13 protein-coding genes are annotated in these 16,678 nt (G+C 66.0%); 7 read left to right on the top strand and 6 right to left on the bottom strand.

The features are described 5' to 3' along the window. The first annotated feature begins 151 nt into the window (after window positions 1-151). The 5 genes from AAFG07_RS21025 to AAFG07_RS21005 all read left to right on the top strand — a co-directional run bounded on the left by AAFG07_RS21025 (window position 152) and on the right by AAFG07_RS21005 (window position 7,376). Window positions 152-2,053, top strand: a complete 1,902-nt coding sequence (locus tag AAFG07_RS21025) for a SurA N-terminal domain-containing protein (protein WP_342728907.1) — start codon at window positions 152-154, stop codon at window positions 2,051-2,053. 70 nt (window positions 2,054-2,123) lie between these two features. Further along, window positions 2,124-3,137, top strand: a complete 1,014-nt coding sequence (trpD, locus tag AAFG07_RS21020; RefSeq protein WP_342728906.1) for an anthranilate phosphoribosyltransferase — start codon at window positions 2,124-2,126, stop codon at window positions 3,135-3,137. Between the two features lie 11 nt (window positions 3,138-3,148). Then, window positions 3,149-3,970: an indole-3-glycerol phosphate synthase TrpC gene (gene trpC / locus AAFG07_RS21015; RefSeq protein WP_342728905.1), complete on the top strand. Its 822-nt coding sequence runs from the start codon at window positions 3,149-3,151 to the stop codon at window positions 3,968-3,970. A 4-nt stretch (window positions 3,971-3,974) separates the two neighbouring features. Then, a complete protein-coding gene (gene moaC, locus AAFG07_RS21010) occupies window positions 3,975-4,490 on the top strand; it encodes a cyclic pyranopterin monophosphate synthase MoaC (protein ID WP_342728904.1) in 516 nt (171 codons plus the stop codon). Window positions 4,491-4,643: 153 nt separating this feature from the next. Next, the gene (locus AAFG07_RS21005) at window positions 4,644-7,376 is read left to right on the top strand and encodes an EAL domain-containing protein (RefSeq protein WP_342728903.1); all 2,733 of its coding nucleotides are present in this window, start codon (window positions 4,644-4,646) and stop codon (window positions 7,374-7,376) included. Between the two features lie 290 nt (window positions 7,377-7,666). Here AAFG07_RS21005 and AAFG07_RS21000 read toward each other — a convergent pair whose 3' ends face one another. From AAFG07_RS21000 to AAFG07_RS20975, 6 genes are all read right to left on the bottom strand, one after another. Beyond that, a complete protein-coding gene (locus AAFG07_RS21000) occupies window positions 7,667-9,016 on the bottom strand; it encodes a S41 family peptidase (RefSeq protein WP_342728902.1) in 1,350 nt (449 codons plus the stop codon). 186 nt (window positions 9,017-9,202) lie between these two features. Next, window positions 9,203-10,390: an NADH:flavin oxidoreductase/NADH oxidase gene (locus AAFG07_RS20995; protein ID WP_342728901.1), complete on the bottom strand. Its 1,188-nt coding sequence runs from the start codon at window positions 10,388-10,390 to the stop codon at window positions 9,203-9,205. Window positions 10,391-10,527: 137 nt separating this feature from the next. Beyond that, window positions 10,528-10,716, bottom strand: coding sequence for a hypothetical protein (locus AAFG07_RS20990; protein WP_342728900.1), 189 nt, complete (start codon window positions 10,714-10,716; stop codon window positions 10,528-10,530). 364 nt (window positions 10,717-11,080) lie between these two features. Beyond that, a complete protein-coding gene (locus tag AAFG07_RS20985; RefSeq protein ID WP_342728899.1) occupies window positions 11,081-12,109 on the bottom strand; it encodes an ABC transporter substrate-binding protein in 1,029 nt (342 codons plus the stop codon). Window positions 12,110-12,308: 199 nt separating this feature from the next. After that, window positions 12,309-13,220, bottom strand: coding sequence for an amino acid ABC transporter substrate-binding protein (locus tag AAFG07_RS20980; protein WP_342728898.1), 912 nt, complete (start codon window positions 13,218-13,220; stop codon window positions 12,309-12,311). A gap of 108 nt (window positions 13,221-13,328) precedes the next feature. Beyond that, window positions 13,329-14,258 carry a DUF2380 domain-containing protein gene (locus tag AAFG07_RS20975; RefSeq protein WP_342728896.1) on the bottom strand — a complete coding sequence of 310 codons (930 nt, stop codon included), beginning with the start codon at window positions 14,256-14,258 and terminating at the stop codon, window positions 13,329-13,331. 227 nt (window positions 14,259-14,485) lie between these two features. On the opposite strand from AAFG07_RS20975, the gene AAFG07_RS20970 reads away from it, so the two are divergent. After that, complete coding sequence (locus AAFG07_RS20970; RefSeq protein ID WP_342728895.1) at window positions 14,486-15,892, top strand: histidine kinase; 1,407 nt, start codon at window positions 14,486-14,488, stop codon at window positions 15,890-15,892. Beyond that, on the top strand, window positions 15,889-16,551 hold the full coding sequence (locus AAFG07_RS20965; protein ID WP_342728894.1) for a response regulator transcription factor: 663 nt from the start codon (window positions 15,889-15,891) through the stop codon (window positions 16,549-16,551). Before AAFG07_RS20970 ends, AAFG07_RS20965 begins: the two co-directional genes overlap by 4 nt. Window positions 16,552-16,678 lie beyond the last annotated feature (127 nt).

Below are 16,678 nucleotides of genomic sequence, written 5' to 3'. Positions count from 1 at the left end.
CTTCCGCCCGCGCGCCCGAGGTTGCGGGGGGACACGAGCCACTTTATAAGCGTTTTCAATTCGGTGACGCCCCGCTGCCGGACAAAAAGTCCCGACTTTTAGTCCCACTTGGGTACGACCCGGTTCCCCTCCTGTAAAACAAGTTGGACCCATGCTTCGAGGAATGCGGAAAGCCTCATCAAACTGGCTCGGCAAGACGATTATGGCCGTCGTGATGGGCGTTTTGATCGTCAGTTTCGGAATTTGGGGCATTGCCGACATCTTCAAGGGGTTTGGCCAGTCGACCTTCGCCAAGGTGGGCGGGACCGAGATTTCGGCCGAGCAGTTCCGCCAGATCTATACCGACCGCCTGCAGCAGCTTGGCCGCCAGTTCGGCCGTCCGCTGACCCCGGACCAGGCGCGCGCCTTCGGGATTGACCGCCAGGTGCTGCAGCAGACGCTTGCGGAAGCCGCGCTGGACGAGGAAGCGCGCCGCATGGGCCTCAACCAGTCCGATGCCGAGGTGCTGCGCACGATCTACAACGACCCGAACTTCAAGGGCCTCAACGGCCAGTTCGATCCGCAGCGCTTCCAGTCCGTGATCCGCAACTTCGGCTACACCGAGGGCCGCTACATCGCCGAGCAGCGCCGCGTCGGCCTGCGGCGGCAGATCGCCGGCACCATCTCGTCCGGGATCGAGCCGACCAAATCGATGATCGAGGCGCTGACCCGTTTCCAGAACGAGCAGCGCTCGATCGACTACGTCACGCTCGGCGCCGCGCAGGCCGGCACCATCGATCCGCCCTCGCCCGAGGCGCTCGCCGCCTATTTCGAGGACCACAAGGTCCAGTTCCGCGCGCCCGAGTACCGCAAGATCGCCTTCGTCGCGATCACGCCGGAGGAAATCGGCAAGTGGGAGACCGTGTCCGACGAGGATGCCAAGAAGATCTTCGAGGAGCGCAAGGACCGGCTCAGCACGCCGGAGAAGCGCGAGGTCTCGCAGATTGTGTTTCCGGACGCCGGTGAGGCGCAGGCCGCCCGCGCCCGCATCACTTCTGGCGCCTCGTTCGACGACATCGCCAAGGAGCGCAAGCTCAATCCCGCCGACGTCAATCTCGGCCTGGTCGCGAAGTCTGCGATCCTCGATCCGGCCGTCGGCGACGCCGCCTTCTCCCTGCCCGCCGGTGAAGTCAGCCAGCCGGTCCAGGGCCGCTTCGGCGTGGCGCTGGTCAAGGTCGGCAAGATCGAGCCCGGCGTGACCCCGACCTATGAGGGCCTTGCGCAGCAGGTGAAGAACGAGATCGCGACCGAGCGCGCCCGCGCCAAGGTCGCCGAGCTCCGCGACAAGATGGAAGACGAGCGCGGCGGCGGCTCCAGCGTGATCGACGCTGCGCAGAAGCTGAAATTGACCGCCGTCACCATCGACGCGATCGATCGCTCGGGGCGTCTGCCGAACGGCCAGGTCGCGTCAAACATCCCGCGCGGCCTCGACGTGGTGTCGCAGGCCTTCAACAGCGACGTCGGCGTCGACAACGACCCGATCCAGTTCAACAACGGCTATGTCTGGTACGACGTAACAGGCATCACGCCGTCGCGCGAGCGCACCCTCGACGAGGTCCGCGACCAGGTCGAGGCCAAGTGGCGCGAGGACCAGATCTCCGCCAAGCTGCGCGCCAAGGCGACCGAGATGGTCCAGAAGCTCGACAGCGGCGCCAAGCTCGCCGACGAGGCCACGGCGGCCGGCGTCAAGGTCGAGACCGCTGCGAACTTCCGCCGCGAGGCCACGCTGCCCAACGTGCCGGCCGGCGTGATCGCGGCCGCATTCCGCACCGCCAAGGACGGCGACGGACAGACCTCCGCGGCCGGCGGCAGCCAGTGGGTGGTGTTCCGCGTCACCGATGTGACGGTGCCCCCGGTCGACTTCGCCTCCAACGAGGTCAAGCAGCTCTCCGAGGCGCTGCGGCGCTCGCTCAGCGACGAGCAGGTCGCGCAATATGTCGCGAAGATCGAGACCGACATCGGTGTGACCGTCAACCAGGCAGCCTTCGCACAGGTGACAGGCGCAAATAATTGAGCATGATCGGAACAGCGCGGCGACGCGCTGCGCGCCGACCAAGCTCCAACAACAGACCCTGAGCCAGCGAATGGACGACCTGAAATCGATCATCGGAAAAGTCGCCACCGGCGCCACGCTGACGCGTGAAGAGGCGGCGTCCGCCTTCGACAGCATGATGTCGGGCGAAGCCACGCCCTCGCAGATGGGCGGGCTGTTGATGGCGCTGCGGGTGCGCGGCGAGACCGTCGAGGAGATCACCGGCGCGGTCAGCGCGATGCGCGGCAAGATGCTGCGCGTTACCGCACCGGCGGAGGCCGTCGACATCGTCGGCACCGGCGGCGACGGCTCCGGCTCGGTCAACGTCTCGACCTGCGCCGCCTTCATCGTGGCCGGCGCCGGCGTGCCCGTTGCCAAGCATGGCAACCGCGCACTGTCGTCGCGCTCGGGCGCCGCCGACGTACTGGCCGCGCTCGGCGTCAAACTCGACCTGACGCCCGCGCAAGTCGGGCGCTGCGTCAAGGAAGCCGGCATCGGCTTCATGTTCGCGCCTTCGCATCATCCGGCAATGAAGAACGTCGGCCCGACCCGGGTCGAACTCGCCACCCGCACCATCTTCAACCTGCTCGGGCCGCTGTCGAACCCGGCCGGCGTCAAGCGGCAGATGGTCGGCGTGTTCTCGCGGCAATGGGTGCAGCCGCTGGCGCAGGTGCTGAAGAACCTCGGCTCCGACAAGGTCTGGGTCGTGCACGGCTCCGATGGCCTCGACGAGATCACCCTCACCGGCCCGACCTTCGTTGCAACGCTCGAGAACGGCGAGATCAGGACATCCGAGGTGACGCCGGAAGATGCGGGCCTCGGCCGCGTCGGCGGCGAGGCGCTGAAGGGCGGCGATGCCGATGCCAATGCGATCGCGCTGTCGAGCGTGCTTGCTGGCAAGCCAAGCGCCTATCGCGACGTCGCGCTGCTCAATGCGGCGGCCGCCCTGATCGTGGCCGGCCGCGCCAAGGATTTGAAGGAAGGCGTGGCGATCGGCGCCCAGTCGCTCGACAGCGGCGCGGCCGCGGCGCGGCTGAAGCATCTTGTCGCGGTTTCCAACGGCTGAGAGCGCGGGACATGTCCGACATCCTGACCAAGATCGAGGCTTACAAGCGCGAGGAGATCGCCGCCGCGAAGCGCGCCCGTCCGCTCGCCGAGGTCGAGGCGCAGGCGAAAGCGGCCTCAGCTCCACGCGGCTTCGTCCGCGCCCTCAAGGACAAGCATGCACGCGGCGACTACGCCCTGATCGCGGAAGTGAAGAAGGCCTCGCCCTCGAAGGGGCTGATCCGGGCCGACTTCGATCCGCCCGCGCTCGCGAAAGCCTATGAGGCGGGCGGCGCGGCGTGCCTGTCGGTGCTGACGGATGCGCCCTCGTTCCAGGGCCATCTCGACTTCATGGTCGCGGCCCGCGCGGCAACCAATCTGCCGGTGCTGCGCAAGGATTTCATGTTCGACACCTATCAGGTGGCGGAAGCGCGCGCCCACGGCGCCGACTGCATCCTGATCATCATGGCCGCGCTCGACGATGCCGCGGCCAAGGACATCGAGGACGCGGCACTCGGCTACGGCATGGACGTGCTGATCGAGATCCACGACCGCGCCGAGCTCGACCGTGCCCTAAAACTTCGCTCGCCGATGATCGGCGTCAACAACCGCAATCTGCGCACCTTCGAGACCACGCTTGCGACCAGCGAGGCGCTGGCGCCGCTGATCCCCGCCGACCGCCTGATGGTCGGCGAGAGCGGCATCTTCACGCCCGACGATCTGGCCCGCCTCGAGCGCGTCGGAATGTCGACCTTCTTGGTCGGCGAGAGCCTGATGCGCCAGCAGGACGTCACCGCGGCCACCCGCGCCTTGCTGACGCGGCAGACGGCACCGCGCGCCACAGGCACGCGCTGACGCGATGGCGCGCAAGGCCAAAGCCGGATCGAAGGGACCCGTCGCCGCCCTCACCCATATCGACGCCAAGGGCGAGGCGCGCATGGTCGACGTCTCGGCCAAGCCCGCCACTGAGCGGACCGCGGTCGCCGAAGGCCGCGTCCTGATGAGCAAGACAACGCTGGCGCTGATCGAGTCCGGCCAGGCCAAGAAGGGCGACGTGCTGGCGACTGCTCGGATCGCCGGCATCATGGCGGCGAAGCGGACCTCGGAATTGATTCCGCTTTGCCATCCGCTGGCGCTGACCAAGGTCACGATCGATATCGCAACCGACGGCAAGCTGCCCGGCTGCATCGTCCGCGCCAGCGTCAAGGTGACGGGGCCGACCGGCGTCGAGATGGAGGCGCTGACCGCGGTTTCGGTCGCCTGCCTGACGATCTACGACATGGTCAAGGCGGTCGACCGTGGCATCCGCATCGAAGGCATTCACCTGGTCGAGAAGATCGGCGGCAAGTCCGGGCATTATCGCGCAGCCGAGTGATCGCGGCCGATGCGCAGGGATGGCCTTTCGCGAAGACGCGCAACCATTCGTTAACCAATCTCGCTAACCCGCGCTCCATCTCGTTTGGATACGACTTTCGCGGGCCGGCGGTGCGCGAAAGCTACTTCCGGGTGAAACGCTTGGAAGCGATTGATGAATCAAAACGGCAGCGCCTCGTTCAACGTCACCTCGGTGATCGGCAGTGGTCCGATCCGCTGGCTGATCCTTGGCGGCGCCGTGCTGATGGCCGCGATCGCGATCGGCGCCACCCTGATGGCTGAGAATTTCCGCGAGCGCGCCCTGCACAACAGCGAGCGCGAACTCGAGAACACCGTGCTGCTGCTGGCACGGCATTTCGACCAGCAGCTCGACGATCTCGAGGTGGTCCAACGCGACCTGATTGCGTTCATGCGCGACAACGGGATCGCGACCCCGGAGAATTACAAGCGCCGGATGTCCGCCGCCGACATCCATGCGATGCTCAAGTCCAAGATGGACGCGCTGTCCAATGTCGGCAGCCTCAACGTGTTCGACGCCGACGGCGTGCTGATCAACAGCTCAGGCGCCTGGCCGCTGCCACAGGCCTCCATCGCCGATCGCGACTACTTCAATATCTTCAAATCCAGCCCCTACTCGCCCGACATGATGGTCGCGCCGGTGGTCAGCCGCGTCAGCGGAAACTGGACCACCGCGATCGTCCGCAAGGTCACGGGCCCACGCGGCGACTTCCTCGGCGTGGTCGGGCGCGGCATCGAGCCCGCGACCTTCGAGAAATTCTTCTCGACCGTTGCGCTCGGCGAAGGCGCCGCGATCTCGATGCATCATCGCGACGGCACGCTGCTGGCGCGCTATCCCCATGTCGAGGAGATGATCGGGAAGAACTTCCGCACCGGCCCGGCCAATCAGCAGCAGGTGTTCGAGCTGCCGCAGACCACCTCGCGGCTGACCAGCCCGGTCGACGGCAAGGACCGCCTGGTGTCGTCGCGGGCGCTCACCAAATTCCCGATCGTCGTCGTCGCCACGACCACCACGGAAGCGGCGCTCGCCAACTGGCGCGAGCAGATCGGCATGCTGATCGCGGTCACCGCAGCATCGGTGCTTGCGATCGCGATCCTGCTGACGCTCGTGGTGCGCAAGCTGTTGCAGCAGCATCGCACCCAGCAGCAGCGCCTGACGCTGGAGAAGCTCCGGCTCGACACCGCCGTCAACAACATGACGCAGGGGCTGTTGCTGTTCGATGCCGCGCAGCGGCTGGTGATCTGCAACAAGCGCTATATCGAGATGTACGGATTGTCCGCCGACGTCATCCGGCCCGGCTGCACCTTCCGCGACGTCATCGTGCATCGCCACCTGACCGGTTCGTTCCAGGGCGACGTCGAGCGCTACGTCAACCTCGTGCTGCGCGACGTCGGCATCCGCAACACCATGGTGATCGCGACGCCCGACGGGCGCTCGATCCAGGTCGTCAACGAGCCGCTGGCCGATGGCGGCTGGCTTGCGACCCACGAGGACGTCACCGAGCGCCGCCGCGCCGAGGAGCGCATCACGCATCTTGCCCACTACGATGCGCTCACCGACCTGCCGAACCGCGCGCTGTTCCACGAGGAGATCAAGCGCGAGCTGCCGCATGTCACCCCCGATAGCCAGCTCGCGGTGCTCTATATCGATATCGACGAATTCAAGGGCGTCAACGACTCGCTCGGCCACATGGTCGGCGATGAGCTGCTCAAGTCCGTTGCGCGGACGCTATCCGGCGTGATCGGCGACGGCGATTTCGTCGCCCGGCTCGGCGGCGACGAATTCGCGATCGTGCAGACCGGCGTGAAGAGCGAGGTCGAGGTCACCGACCTCGTCGCGCGCATCTACGAGGTGATCCGCTCGCCCTATCAATGCCTTGGCCACCAGGTCACGACCGATGCCAGCATCGGCATTGCGCTGGCGCCGAAGGACGGCACCGATCTCGACCAGATCTTGAAGAACGCCGACCTTGCGATGTATGCGGCGAAGTCAGCCGGCCGGCGTGTCTCGCGGTTCTTCGAACCAGCGATGGACGCCGATGCCCGCGCCCGCCGCGAGCTCGAGGTGGAGCTGCGGCAGACCATCGCCGCGGGCAGCGGGCTCGAAGTCTATTACCAGCCCTGCGTCGACCTGCGCAGCAACGAGATCACCGGCTGCGAGGCGCTGGTGCGCTGGCGCCATCCGGTGCGCGGCATGATCTCGCCGGCCGACTTCGTGCCGATCGCCGAGGAGACCGGCCTGATCAACCAGCTCGGCGAATGGGTGCTGATGACGGCCTGCAAGGAAGCGGTGAACTGGCCCGATCACATCAAGCTCGCGGTCAACGTCTCGCCGGTCCAGTTCCGGACCGGCACACTGGCGCTCAAGGTGATCGCAGCGCTGGCGGCATCGGGCCTGTCGGCGGGCCGGCTGGAGCTCGAGATCACCGAGGCGGTGCTGATCCGCGACGACGAGACGGCGCTGGCCGCGCTGCACCAGCTCCGCGCCATCGGCATCAGGATCGCGCTCGACGATTTCGGCACCGGCTATTCGTCGCTGAGCTATTTGAAGCGCTTCCCGTTCGACAAGATCAAGATCGACCGCTGCTTCGTCACCGATATCGCCGATCCGCAAGGTTCGGCCGGCATCGTCGAGGCCGTCGTCAACATCGCCGCCGAGCGCAACATGACCACGACGGCGGAAGGCGTCGAGACCGCACAGCAGCAGCAATTGCTGCGCGAGCTCGGCTGTTCGGAAATGCAGGGCTATCTGTTCAGCCCGCCGAAGCCGGCCGTCCAGATCCGCGAGCTCCTGGCCGGCCATCGCCGTGGCCCTGCTGCGGGTCCGACCGCCGCGCGCCGGCGGAGGCCTGTCGCCGGCGCGGCGTAAGGCTTTCCGGACGTCGCGAGCCCGAAGCGGGCGCCTGTACAATTTCGGAATATTGGAAGAATACCCTGAAATTGCCCGACGTGTCAAATTGCCTGGTCGAGCGCCGGCCACCACCGGCTACTTTGCATGGGGTTGTTTTCGATATTTTGGCGGCTGCGTAGCCCGGATGGAGCGAACGGGTCGCGCAAACGCGCGCCCGATGACAGGCTCCGCGCAATCCGGGGACCTTGCAAACGCGCAGACCGCTCCCGGATTTCGCTTCGCTCCATCCGGGCTACATGGGTCAGGTTCTAGTTCGGCACCGGCCGCTTCTGCGCGGCCTTGTCCGCGTTCTTGGCGTCGGCGTTCACGGTGACACCGCGCAGCTGGTTGAACGCCGCGGCCAGCGCCTTGTCGTTCTTCTCGTCCGGCGGCACGTAGGATTGCGAGCCGGTCTGCTCGGCGCCCTCGGCGGAGAGATGGCCGCGCATCGAGGCTTCGCCCTTGATCTCGGAGCGGGTCTTGAACTCGTCCGGCACGTCCTGCAGCACCTCGATGTCGGGCTTGATGCCAAGCGCCTGGATCGAATGGCCCGACGGGGTGAAATAGCGCGCCGTGGTCAGCGCCAGCGCGCCATTGCCGGCGCCGAGCGGAATGATGGTCTGCACCGAGCCCTTGCCGAACGAGCGGGTGCCGATCAGCGTCGCGCGCTTGTGGTCGTGCAGCGCGCCGGCGACGATCTCGGAGGCCGAAGCCGAGCCGCCATTGATCAGCACCACGAGCGGCTTGCCCTTGGTCATGTCGCCGCCATGGGCGGTGAAGCGCTGGGTCTCTTCCGGATTGCGGCCGCGGGTCGAGACCACCTCACCGCGCTGCATCAGCGTCGAGGTCACCGAGACCGCCTGGTCGAGCAGGCCGCCCGGATTGTTGCGGAGGTCGACGACATAGCCGTCGAGCTTGTCCTGCGGGACCTGCTTCTGGATCTCGCCGATCGCCTTGCGCAGGCCCTCGGTGGTCTGCTCGTTGAACGAGGTGATGCGGATGTAGCCGATGTCGCCGCCCTCGACGTGATACTTCACCGGGCGGACGCGGATGATCTCTCTGACAATCGAGACCTCGATCGGCTTGTCGGCGTCCTTGCGGATGACCTTCAGCCGGATCGAGCTGTTGGGCGCACCCTTCATCTTGTTGACGGCCTGGTCGAGCGTCAGACCCTGGATCTGCTCATCGTCGATCGAGGTGATCACGTCGCCCGACATGATGCCGGCGCGCGAGGCCGGCGTATCGTCGATCGGCGCCACCACCTTGACGAAGCCGTCCTCCATCGTGACCTCGATGCCGAGCCCGCCGAACTCGCCATGCGTGGTCTCCTGCATCTCCGCCCAGCCCTTCTCGTTCATGTAGCGGGAGTGCGGATCGAGCGCGGAGATCATGCCGTTGATCGCCCCTTCGACGAGCTTGGAGTCCTCGGGCTTCTCGACGTAGTCGGTCTTGATCTTCTCGAACACCTCGCCGAACAGGTTGAGCTGCGAATAGGTGTTGTCGGCATGCGCGGCGGCATTGGCGACGGCGAACAGATGCGCCCCCTGCGGCGAGGCCACGAGCAGGGTGAGACACGCTCCCGCAACCGTCCCGAGGAAGAAGCCAACATGTTTGCGCATTATCCGCGATCCTTTTTCGCTATCGGCCGGCCACGTTCCGCAACGTTCACCTGCCCCACCCCGACGGGGGCACCACACAACGGCTTTTTGGTCGGATCAAGGCCGCCTTGTCACTGGACCATTACGGTCCTGTCACGATGCCCTGGTCAGCCCGAAAATCAGCATTTAGTCAGCACCACGTAAGCCTCAAGTCAGCTCCCGGTCGGCCTCTGGCCCAGCCTCCCGCAACCCGCTCTGCCAGGTCGACGGCCGGGTCCCGAATCCGCGCTTGGCCCTGGTGCCCAACCAATAGCCAAACTGCGGAGGAACATGGCGAAATGGCCCTTCAACCCCGAGTTTTAGCGCGGCGTCCATCGGCCAGTTCGGGTTATTGAGGATCTCCCGGCCGACCGCGATCAAATCTGCTTGTTTATCGCGCAGGATCTGCTCGGCCTGATCGCCGTGAATGATCAGACCGACCGCCATGGTCATGATATCGGCGTGCCGGCGGACATATTCCGCCAGCGGCACCTGATAGTTGTATTTGATCTCCTTGCCGAGGATCGGCGCCATCTCGCTGATTCCCCCCGACGAGCAGTCGATCACATCGACGCCCTTGGGCTTCAGGATCGCAGCCAGCCGCGCGCTCTGTTCCGGACCCCAGCCGGCATTGTCCTCGACCGACAGCCGCACGAACAGCGGCTTGTGATCCGGCCAGTGCGCGCGCACGGCCTCCGTCACCTCGATCAGGAAGCGCATCCGGTTGGCTTCCGAGCCGCCATATTCATCGCTGCGCTGGTTCGAACGCGCTGAGAGGAATTCGTGCACGAGATAGCCATGGGCGCCGTGCAGCTCCAGCACCTCGAACCCGGCCTCGTGCGCGCGGCGCGCCGCTTGTCCCCAGGCCGCGACGAGGTCCTTCACCTCCTGCGTCTCCAGCGCGCGCGGCACCGGCCAGCGCTCGCTATGGGCGATCGCGCTCGGCGCCACCGGCGTCCAGGTGTCCCAATCCTCGATTGCAGCGCTGCGTTCGAGCGGACGGTCGCCCTCCCAGGGGCGGCTTGCGCGCGCCTTGCGGCCGGAATGGCCGAGCTGGATACCGGCCACCGCGTTCTGCTGCTTGATGAAGCCGACGAGACGGCTGAGCGGCGCGACGAACTTGTCGTCCCAGATGCCGAGATCGCCGATCGTGCCGCAGCCGCGCCGCTCGACCTTGGTCGATTCGACGATCACCAGACCGGCGCCGCCGGCGGCGAACTTGCCGGCATTCATCAGATGCCAGTCGGTCGGAAAGCCCTTCTCGGCCGAATATTGATGCATCGGCGGCACCACGATGCGGTTCTTCAGCGTGACGCCGCGGATGGTCATCGGCGAAAACAGCAGCATGTCGGACATCGCTTCCTCACTTCACGTCGTTACCCGGCGCGGCGGGTCGATCTTGTGTTTGGCGGCCGACGATATACGCACCGCGCGATGGCCGATAGAGGCGCGCTGCGCGCAACACCGAGGCGACATTGATCAACGAGCTGGCCTTATTGAGCGGGCTTCCGGTTCGCCGACACGTCCGTCGGGCAGTCTGCCCCGCATGCGATCGCTTTCTTGTGGTCGGCAACACGCCAGACCAGCAGCGCAACCAGGACGATGATGGTGACGGTGAGCTTGGCCAACGTGTCGTGATTCAATTTCAGCTCCGAGCAACAATCCGCATAGGCGATAATCATCAGCTGCAAACAAAAACCGGCCCCGGGACCGTTGAAGGCGTGCCGGGGCTGTCTACCTGACCGCATTCGATTCAACGCGGTCGAGATTCATCATCGTACGGACCTGGCGCGGCCTGCAAGCTATCCGCTCTGCATGGCAGCACGGCACAACCGGCCGCAGCCATGCTGGAACTTCCTTGTCTGTGTGCCGTTCGGCGGCTGTGCTCTGATCATTGCCCCAGAGGCACACAACACCTCCTGCGGCCCCAGCCGTCAAGCTGGGGTCGCAAACATCTGCCGTTCCAGGTGGAGCGGAATTTTGCGAATGAAGAATCGATCTCCGGGAACCTGCCCGTCCATCACCTAGCCCATATGGGCTACATCCTCACCGTGGCCGTCCACTCCGCACGAGCCTTGCTGCGCCCGCGGCGATCGCGTCGTTGAAGCTCGTATCCCAGAATTTTCCGACCTCGGCGCGCGCGTCGAGCACGCCGAGCTTGAGGAAGGTGTCGGCAACCTTCTGGTGGGTCTCCGGCACGTCAGGGCTCACGCCAGCGAGCGAGAAGTCGTCGCTGCGGCGGGCGAACTGGTCGAGAATGTCCTGCAACGGCAGATGGGTTTCGGCCACTTGTGCCGCCGCATAGAGGGGAAAATTCTTGTTGGCGAACGCATAGGCGCGCTGGATCCGCAGCAGCAGATCGCTCACGGCTGCGCGCCGCAGCGGATCGTCGACCGCCTTCGGATTGGCGTAGATCGGGAAATTCCCCGAGAGATAGCCGACGCCGGTCTTGAGCAGCCGCGCGCCTTGCTTGGCGATGGCGAGCTGCCCGTTGTAGCCATAGATCGCCCAGGCATCGAGCTTGCCGGAGGCGAACGCCGAGTAGCCGTCCGACGGCGTCAGATTGATCGCCTCGATATCGCTGAACGCAAGCCCGGCCTCCTCGAGCTGCTTGGCGAGGAAGTAATGCGCCGTGGTCGCGCGCACATAGCCGACGCGCTTTCCCCTGAGGTCGGCGATCGAGTAGATCGGCGCGTCCTTTGCCGCCACCGTGACCTGGATGTTGAGATCCTCATGGGTGACGGCGATGAAGCGCACCTTGGCGTTCTGGCGCGCGGCGAACATCGCGGGAATCTCGCTGCCCGAACCAACGTCGAGCGCATCGCCGTTCAGGGCCTCGATGTGGAGCACCCCGTTGTTGAGCTCCTTCCATTCGATCCTGTAGGGCGTCTTGTCCTCGCCGGCGGCCTGCAGCAGCGGACGCCAGCCGCCCTTGTAATAGGCGACACGCAGCGTGACGCCGCCGAGATCGGCACCCTCACCCGCCCCGGTTTCCGCACGCACGCCGCCGGCGACCAGACTTCCGGCGAGCACGCCGAGCGCAGAACGTCGCGAAAAGACAAATGGCGTGGTCACCGGCGCAGGCTCCTGATCAGCAGTTACATTGCCTGCAAGCTTAGGAGAAAACCCGCCGATGTATATGAGACGCTATTTCGTTTTTCGCCGCGCGCGCGAAAGGCCGTTCCAAGGATTGGCAGCTTGGCGCGGAAAACCATATCCGACGACGAAACGTAGCCCGGATGAGCGCAGCGATATCCGGGCTATTGCAGCCGCGCTACTTGGCGATCTCGTACACGTCGGGATCGAAGCTCGAGCTCGGATGGGCGAACGCGTTGCGCAGCGCCGGCGAGATCGGGACGTTGTAGTTAATGCCGTTCGGCGGGGTCGGCGCTTCCAGCCACTTCTTGTACATGACCTCGATCTCCGGGCTCTTGTACAGCTCGGCCGTGGCGCGGTCGGCGAGCGCCTTGAACGGCGCGTCCTCCCGGCGCAGCATGATTCCAAAGGGCTCGGCCTTCGAGAAGGCCTCCTCGCTGATCATGTACAGCGCCGGCTGCTTGGATCGCGCGATCGCCACCGCAAGCTGGACGTCGTCGAGCGCATAGGCCTGGGCGCGATCGGTCTCCAGCATCAAAAACGCTTCGGCCTGGTCCTTGGCCGGCTGAACGTTGATGCCGAGCTTGCGTTCGGTGTTGACCTTGATGAGCTGGGTCAGGTTCACCGAGCCTGCAACGGCGGTGACCGACTTGCCCTTGAGGTCGTCGATGGTGTTGATGCCGGACGATTTCTTGGCGGCAAACCGCGTCGCGCTCAGGAAGTGCGAGTTGGTGAAGGTCACCTGCTTCTGGCGCTCGGCGCTGTTGGTGGTCGCCGAGCAGTGCAGGTCGATCGTGCCGTTGACCATCAGCGGGATGCGGTTCGACGAGGTCACCGGGAGATAGTCGACCGCGATGTCGGGCATGCCCAGCTCCTTCTTCACGGCATCGACGATCTTGAGGCAGATATCGAGCGCGAACCCGATCGGCCGCTGATTGTCGTCGAGATAGCTGAAGGGAACGGAGGCCTCCTGAAAGCCCAGCGTGACCTTCCTGGTCTCCTTGACCTTCTGCAGCGTGCCCGACGGCTCCTCGGCTGCCGCGGGGCTCGCAGCGAGCGTGAGAGCAAAAAGGATGGCGGGCAAGCGCATCGGCGGCTCCTGTGCGGTGATCAGATGGCGGTGATAGCCCACACACAGGCGCGGCGATAGACGACGGTGTGTCTATCAGCTATCGCGCTTTGCTATAGTTCGCCGTGACTACTGCTGCGCTCCGCCCTCGAGCAGGCGGTCGCCGACCAGGTGAACCGCGCCGCGGGTCCATGAATAGTCGGCGCCCATCCGCAAGCCGCTGTCGCCGCGTGAGACAACCGCGCCGCTGCGCGCGTCGCGCACCTGGAAGCCGACCGTGTATTCGGTCCGGCTGACCCGCCTGATCACGCCGATCAGCGATTGATCGGCGCCGAGCTTCTGCGCGATCGCCGCCTCGCAGCCGTCGCAGTCGCGCAGCGCCGGCGCCTTGACGGGCTCGGCCATTGCGCCGCCGGTATCGACCAGGCGGTAGCGGCCCGATTGCGCAAGCCGGTCGCGGACGCCCCGGGTGACATCGGCCAGCGTGGCAGCATCGGAGCCGGCAAGGCCGGACGACGGTGCCGCGGAATTGTCCTCGAGCTCGAACTCGAACACCGCAAGCCCGATCGGCGCCACGGCGGCGGCCTTTGCCGTCGGCAGCGCAGCGGCAAGAACGGCGCGCACCTCGCGCGACACGAACATCCGCGCATGGTTCCATGCCTCGTCATTGTCGCCGCGAAACGTGTAGAGCTTTTCGTACAGCACACGGCTCGCGCCAACATCGATGACCGCGACCTTGGCCCACTGCACCAGCGTGCTCATCTTCTGCACGCCGCCGACCACCTTGATCTGAGCCTCGCCGGCGGGCGCCGCCGACGGCACCAGGCGATAGCGCGGCTCCGCAGCGACATCGGCGCGCAGCGCAGCCATGAACGCATCCAGCCGCTTCTGATGCACGGCGGTCTGGTCGATCACCTCGCCCGAGGTGTCGACATAGCTGAAATCATCGATGCTGACGCCAAGCGGGGATGCGGCGCCGGTCTCGGCGCGCAGCGGACAAGATCCGGCCAGAAGGCCGATCAACGCGAGGACGCGCACGACGAGGCGGGACTGGTGCATGATCGAAGCCTTTCAGATGCTGGTGCGGTCGGTTGGGTCGCAGCCTAGGCCGGCGGGGCACCGCGCCGCAGCGGAGCGCCTCCCGGCCGGTGCCGGGAAATTTTCACGACCGTGGTCCGCACCCAAGGCAGTGCTTCTCGACGCTTCCTTTCTGCCGTTTAATGGACGTGACGGCCCTGCCCGCAACCGCGCGCCGAAGGTCGTCTGCGACTTCTGAGGATACGCCGATGCGCAATTGGTCCGGAAGCGATCTGAAGCTGCGGCTGACGTTGCGTGTGGCTGCGGTGTCGATGCTCTGCTTTGCCGCGATCTCCGGCTACTTCCTGATCGACGCCGACCGATCGGTGCGCGCCAGGATCGCTGCCGTTGCAGATGTCGCCGCCAGGACGCTCGAGTTGCAGCAGAGCAAGATCCAGTGGCTGAACAATCCACGCTCCGATTTCCCCGATCTCGACAGCGTTGCCGCCTCGGTCATGGCACCCGGCCTGTGCCTCGCCTTTCGCAGCAATGGCGGCGAGATCAGCCAGCGCTTCTGCGGCGGCACGCAGACCGATACGGCCGCGCCGCCACAGGCCTTCGCGGCACTCTATCGCCGCCTGTTCGATCCCGGCCGGGAGACCGTGCGCCCGGTGATTGCGCGCGGCCAAGCGATCGGCGAGGCCGTGGTCTGGGTCGATCCGGCCGTGCTGACGACCGAGGCCTGGCACGACGCCGGCCGGCTGATGACGGTGCTGATGCTCGCGCTGCCGTTGCTCTGCGCCCTGGTCTATGCGGCGCTGTCGCGTGCGCTGCGTCCGACGCGGCTGATCCGCGACGGGCTTGAACGGATCGCCGCTGGCGACCTCACCGCGCGCCTGCCGGCGTTCGACCTCGCCGAATTGTCGGCGATCGGCGACGTCTTCAACCATCTCGCCGAGCGCCTCGCCACTGCGCTCTCCGACCGCAACGCCCTGACGCAAAAACTGATCGTGGTGCAGGACGAGGAACGCCAGCATCTCGCGCGCGAGCTGCACGACGAGTTCGGGCAATCGCTGGCGGCGATCCGCGCCCTCGCTGCCTCGGCGCGCCTGACCGCGGTGCAGGATTGCCCGCCTTTGCTCACCGAATGCGACGGCATCGCGCGGACCGCGACCGACATGATGGAGACGTTGCGCGGCGCCCTCTTCAGGTTGCGCCCGCCCGATGTCGACGAACTCGGCCTTGCAGCCAGTCTGGAGGGCCTGATCGCGGGCTGGAACAGCCGCAGCCGGGGACAGCCGCGGTTCGAGATCGCCGTATCGGGATCGTTCGAGCACATCCCCGCCTCCACCGGCGCCAATCTCTACCGCATCGTGCAGGAGGCGCTCACCAACGCAGCCAAGCACGCCGACGCAACGCGCGTCATGCTGCGGCTCGAGATGCGCGAGACGGCTTCGGCCGGCGGCGGCGAAATCGTGCTCGCGATCGATGATGATGGCAGGCCCGGCGATACTCAAGTGAAGTCCGGCATGGGCCTGCTCGGCATGCGCGAGCGGGTCGCCGCGCTCGGCGGGCGGCTGAGCTTCGGGGCCGGACAGTCCAACGGCTCTTCGCTCCGTGTCAGCGTTCCCGTCGCAGCCGGCCGAGAGGCCGCATTTGTGGAACGCGCGGCATGAGCAATACGACGCGAACTATCATGCTGGTCGACGACCACGCCGTCGTTCGCGAGGGCTACCGGGCGATGCTGCAGAAGCAGCCGGGCCTCTCGGTCGTCGCCGAAGCCTCCGACGGCGTCGAGGCCTACCGCCTTTACAAGGAGACCGGGCCCGACCTCGTCATCATGGACCTGTCGATGCCCGGCATCGGCGGCATCGAAGCCATCCGGCGCCTCAGGCAGTGGGACAAGCGGGCAAAGATCCTGGTGTTCACCATGCACCAGAACGCGGCGTTTGCCGTGCAGGCGATCCGCGCCGGCGCGAGCGGCTATGTCACCAAGACCAGCCCGCCGGAGACGCTGGTGCACGCCGTGATGGACGCGCTGTCGGGCAAGATCGCGATCAGCCCGGACATCGACCACGAACTCGCGCTCAGCCACCTCGCCGGCGAGACCGCCGCCGCCGACCTCCTGACCGCTCGGGAGTTCGAGGTGCTGCGCATGCTGCTTGCGGAAAAGACCACCGACGAGATCGCCGAGGCACTGCATCTCAGCCCCAAGACAGTCGCGAACCTGCATTCCCTGATCAAGGACAAGCTCGGCGTCAGCACGGATATCGAGCTGGTCCGCCTCGCGCTGCGGCAGAGCATCCTCACGCCGATCGATCTGGGCGAACAGTGAGCCCGCATCGGGGGCCGGCTTGCATTGCTAGCCGCGCTCATCGAGATCGCTGCTCAAAGAAGGGCCCCAGCGAGGGGGTACACGCTGAGGCCAGAGCAACTTGGTCACACCATCCTAGACCTCGCCC

It is taken from the genome of Bradyrhizobium sp. B097, assembly GCF_038957035.1.
Classification (GTDB): Bacteria; Pseudomonadota; Alphaproteobacteria; order Rhizobiales; family Xanthobacteraceae; genus Bradyrhizobium.
This window is presented reverse-complemented; position numbering and strand designations above follow the sequence as displayed.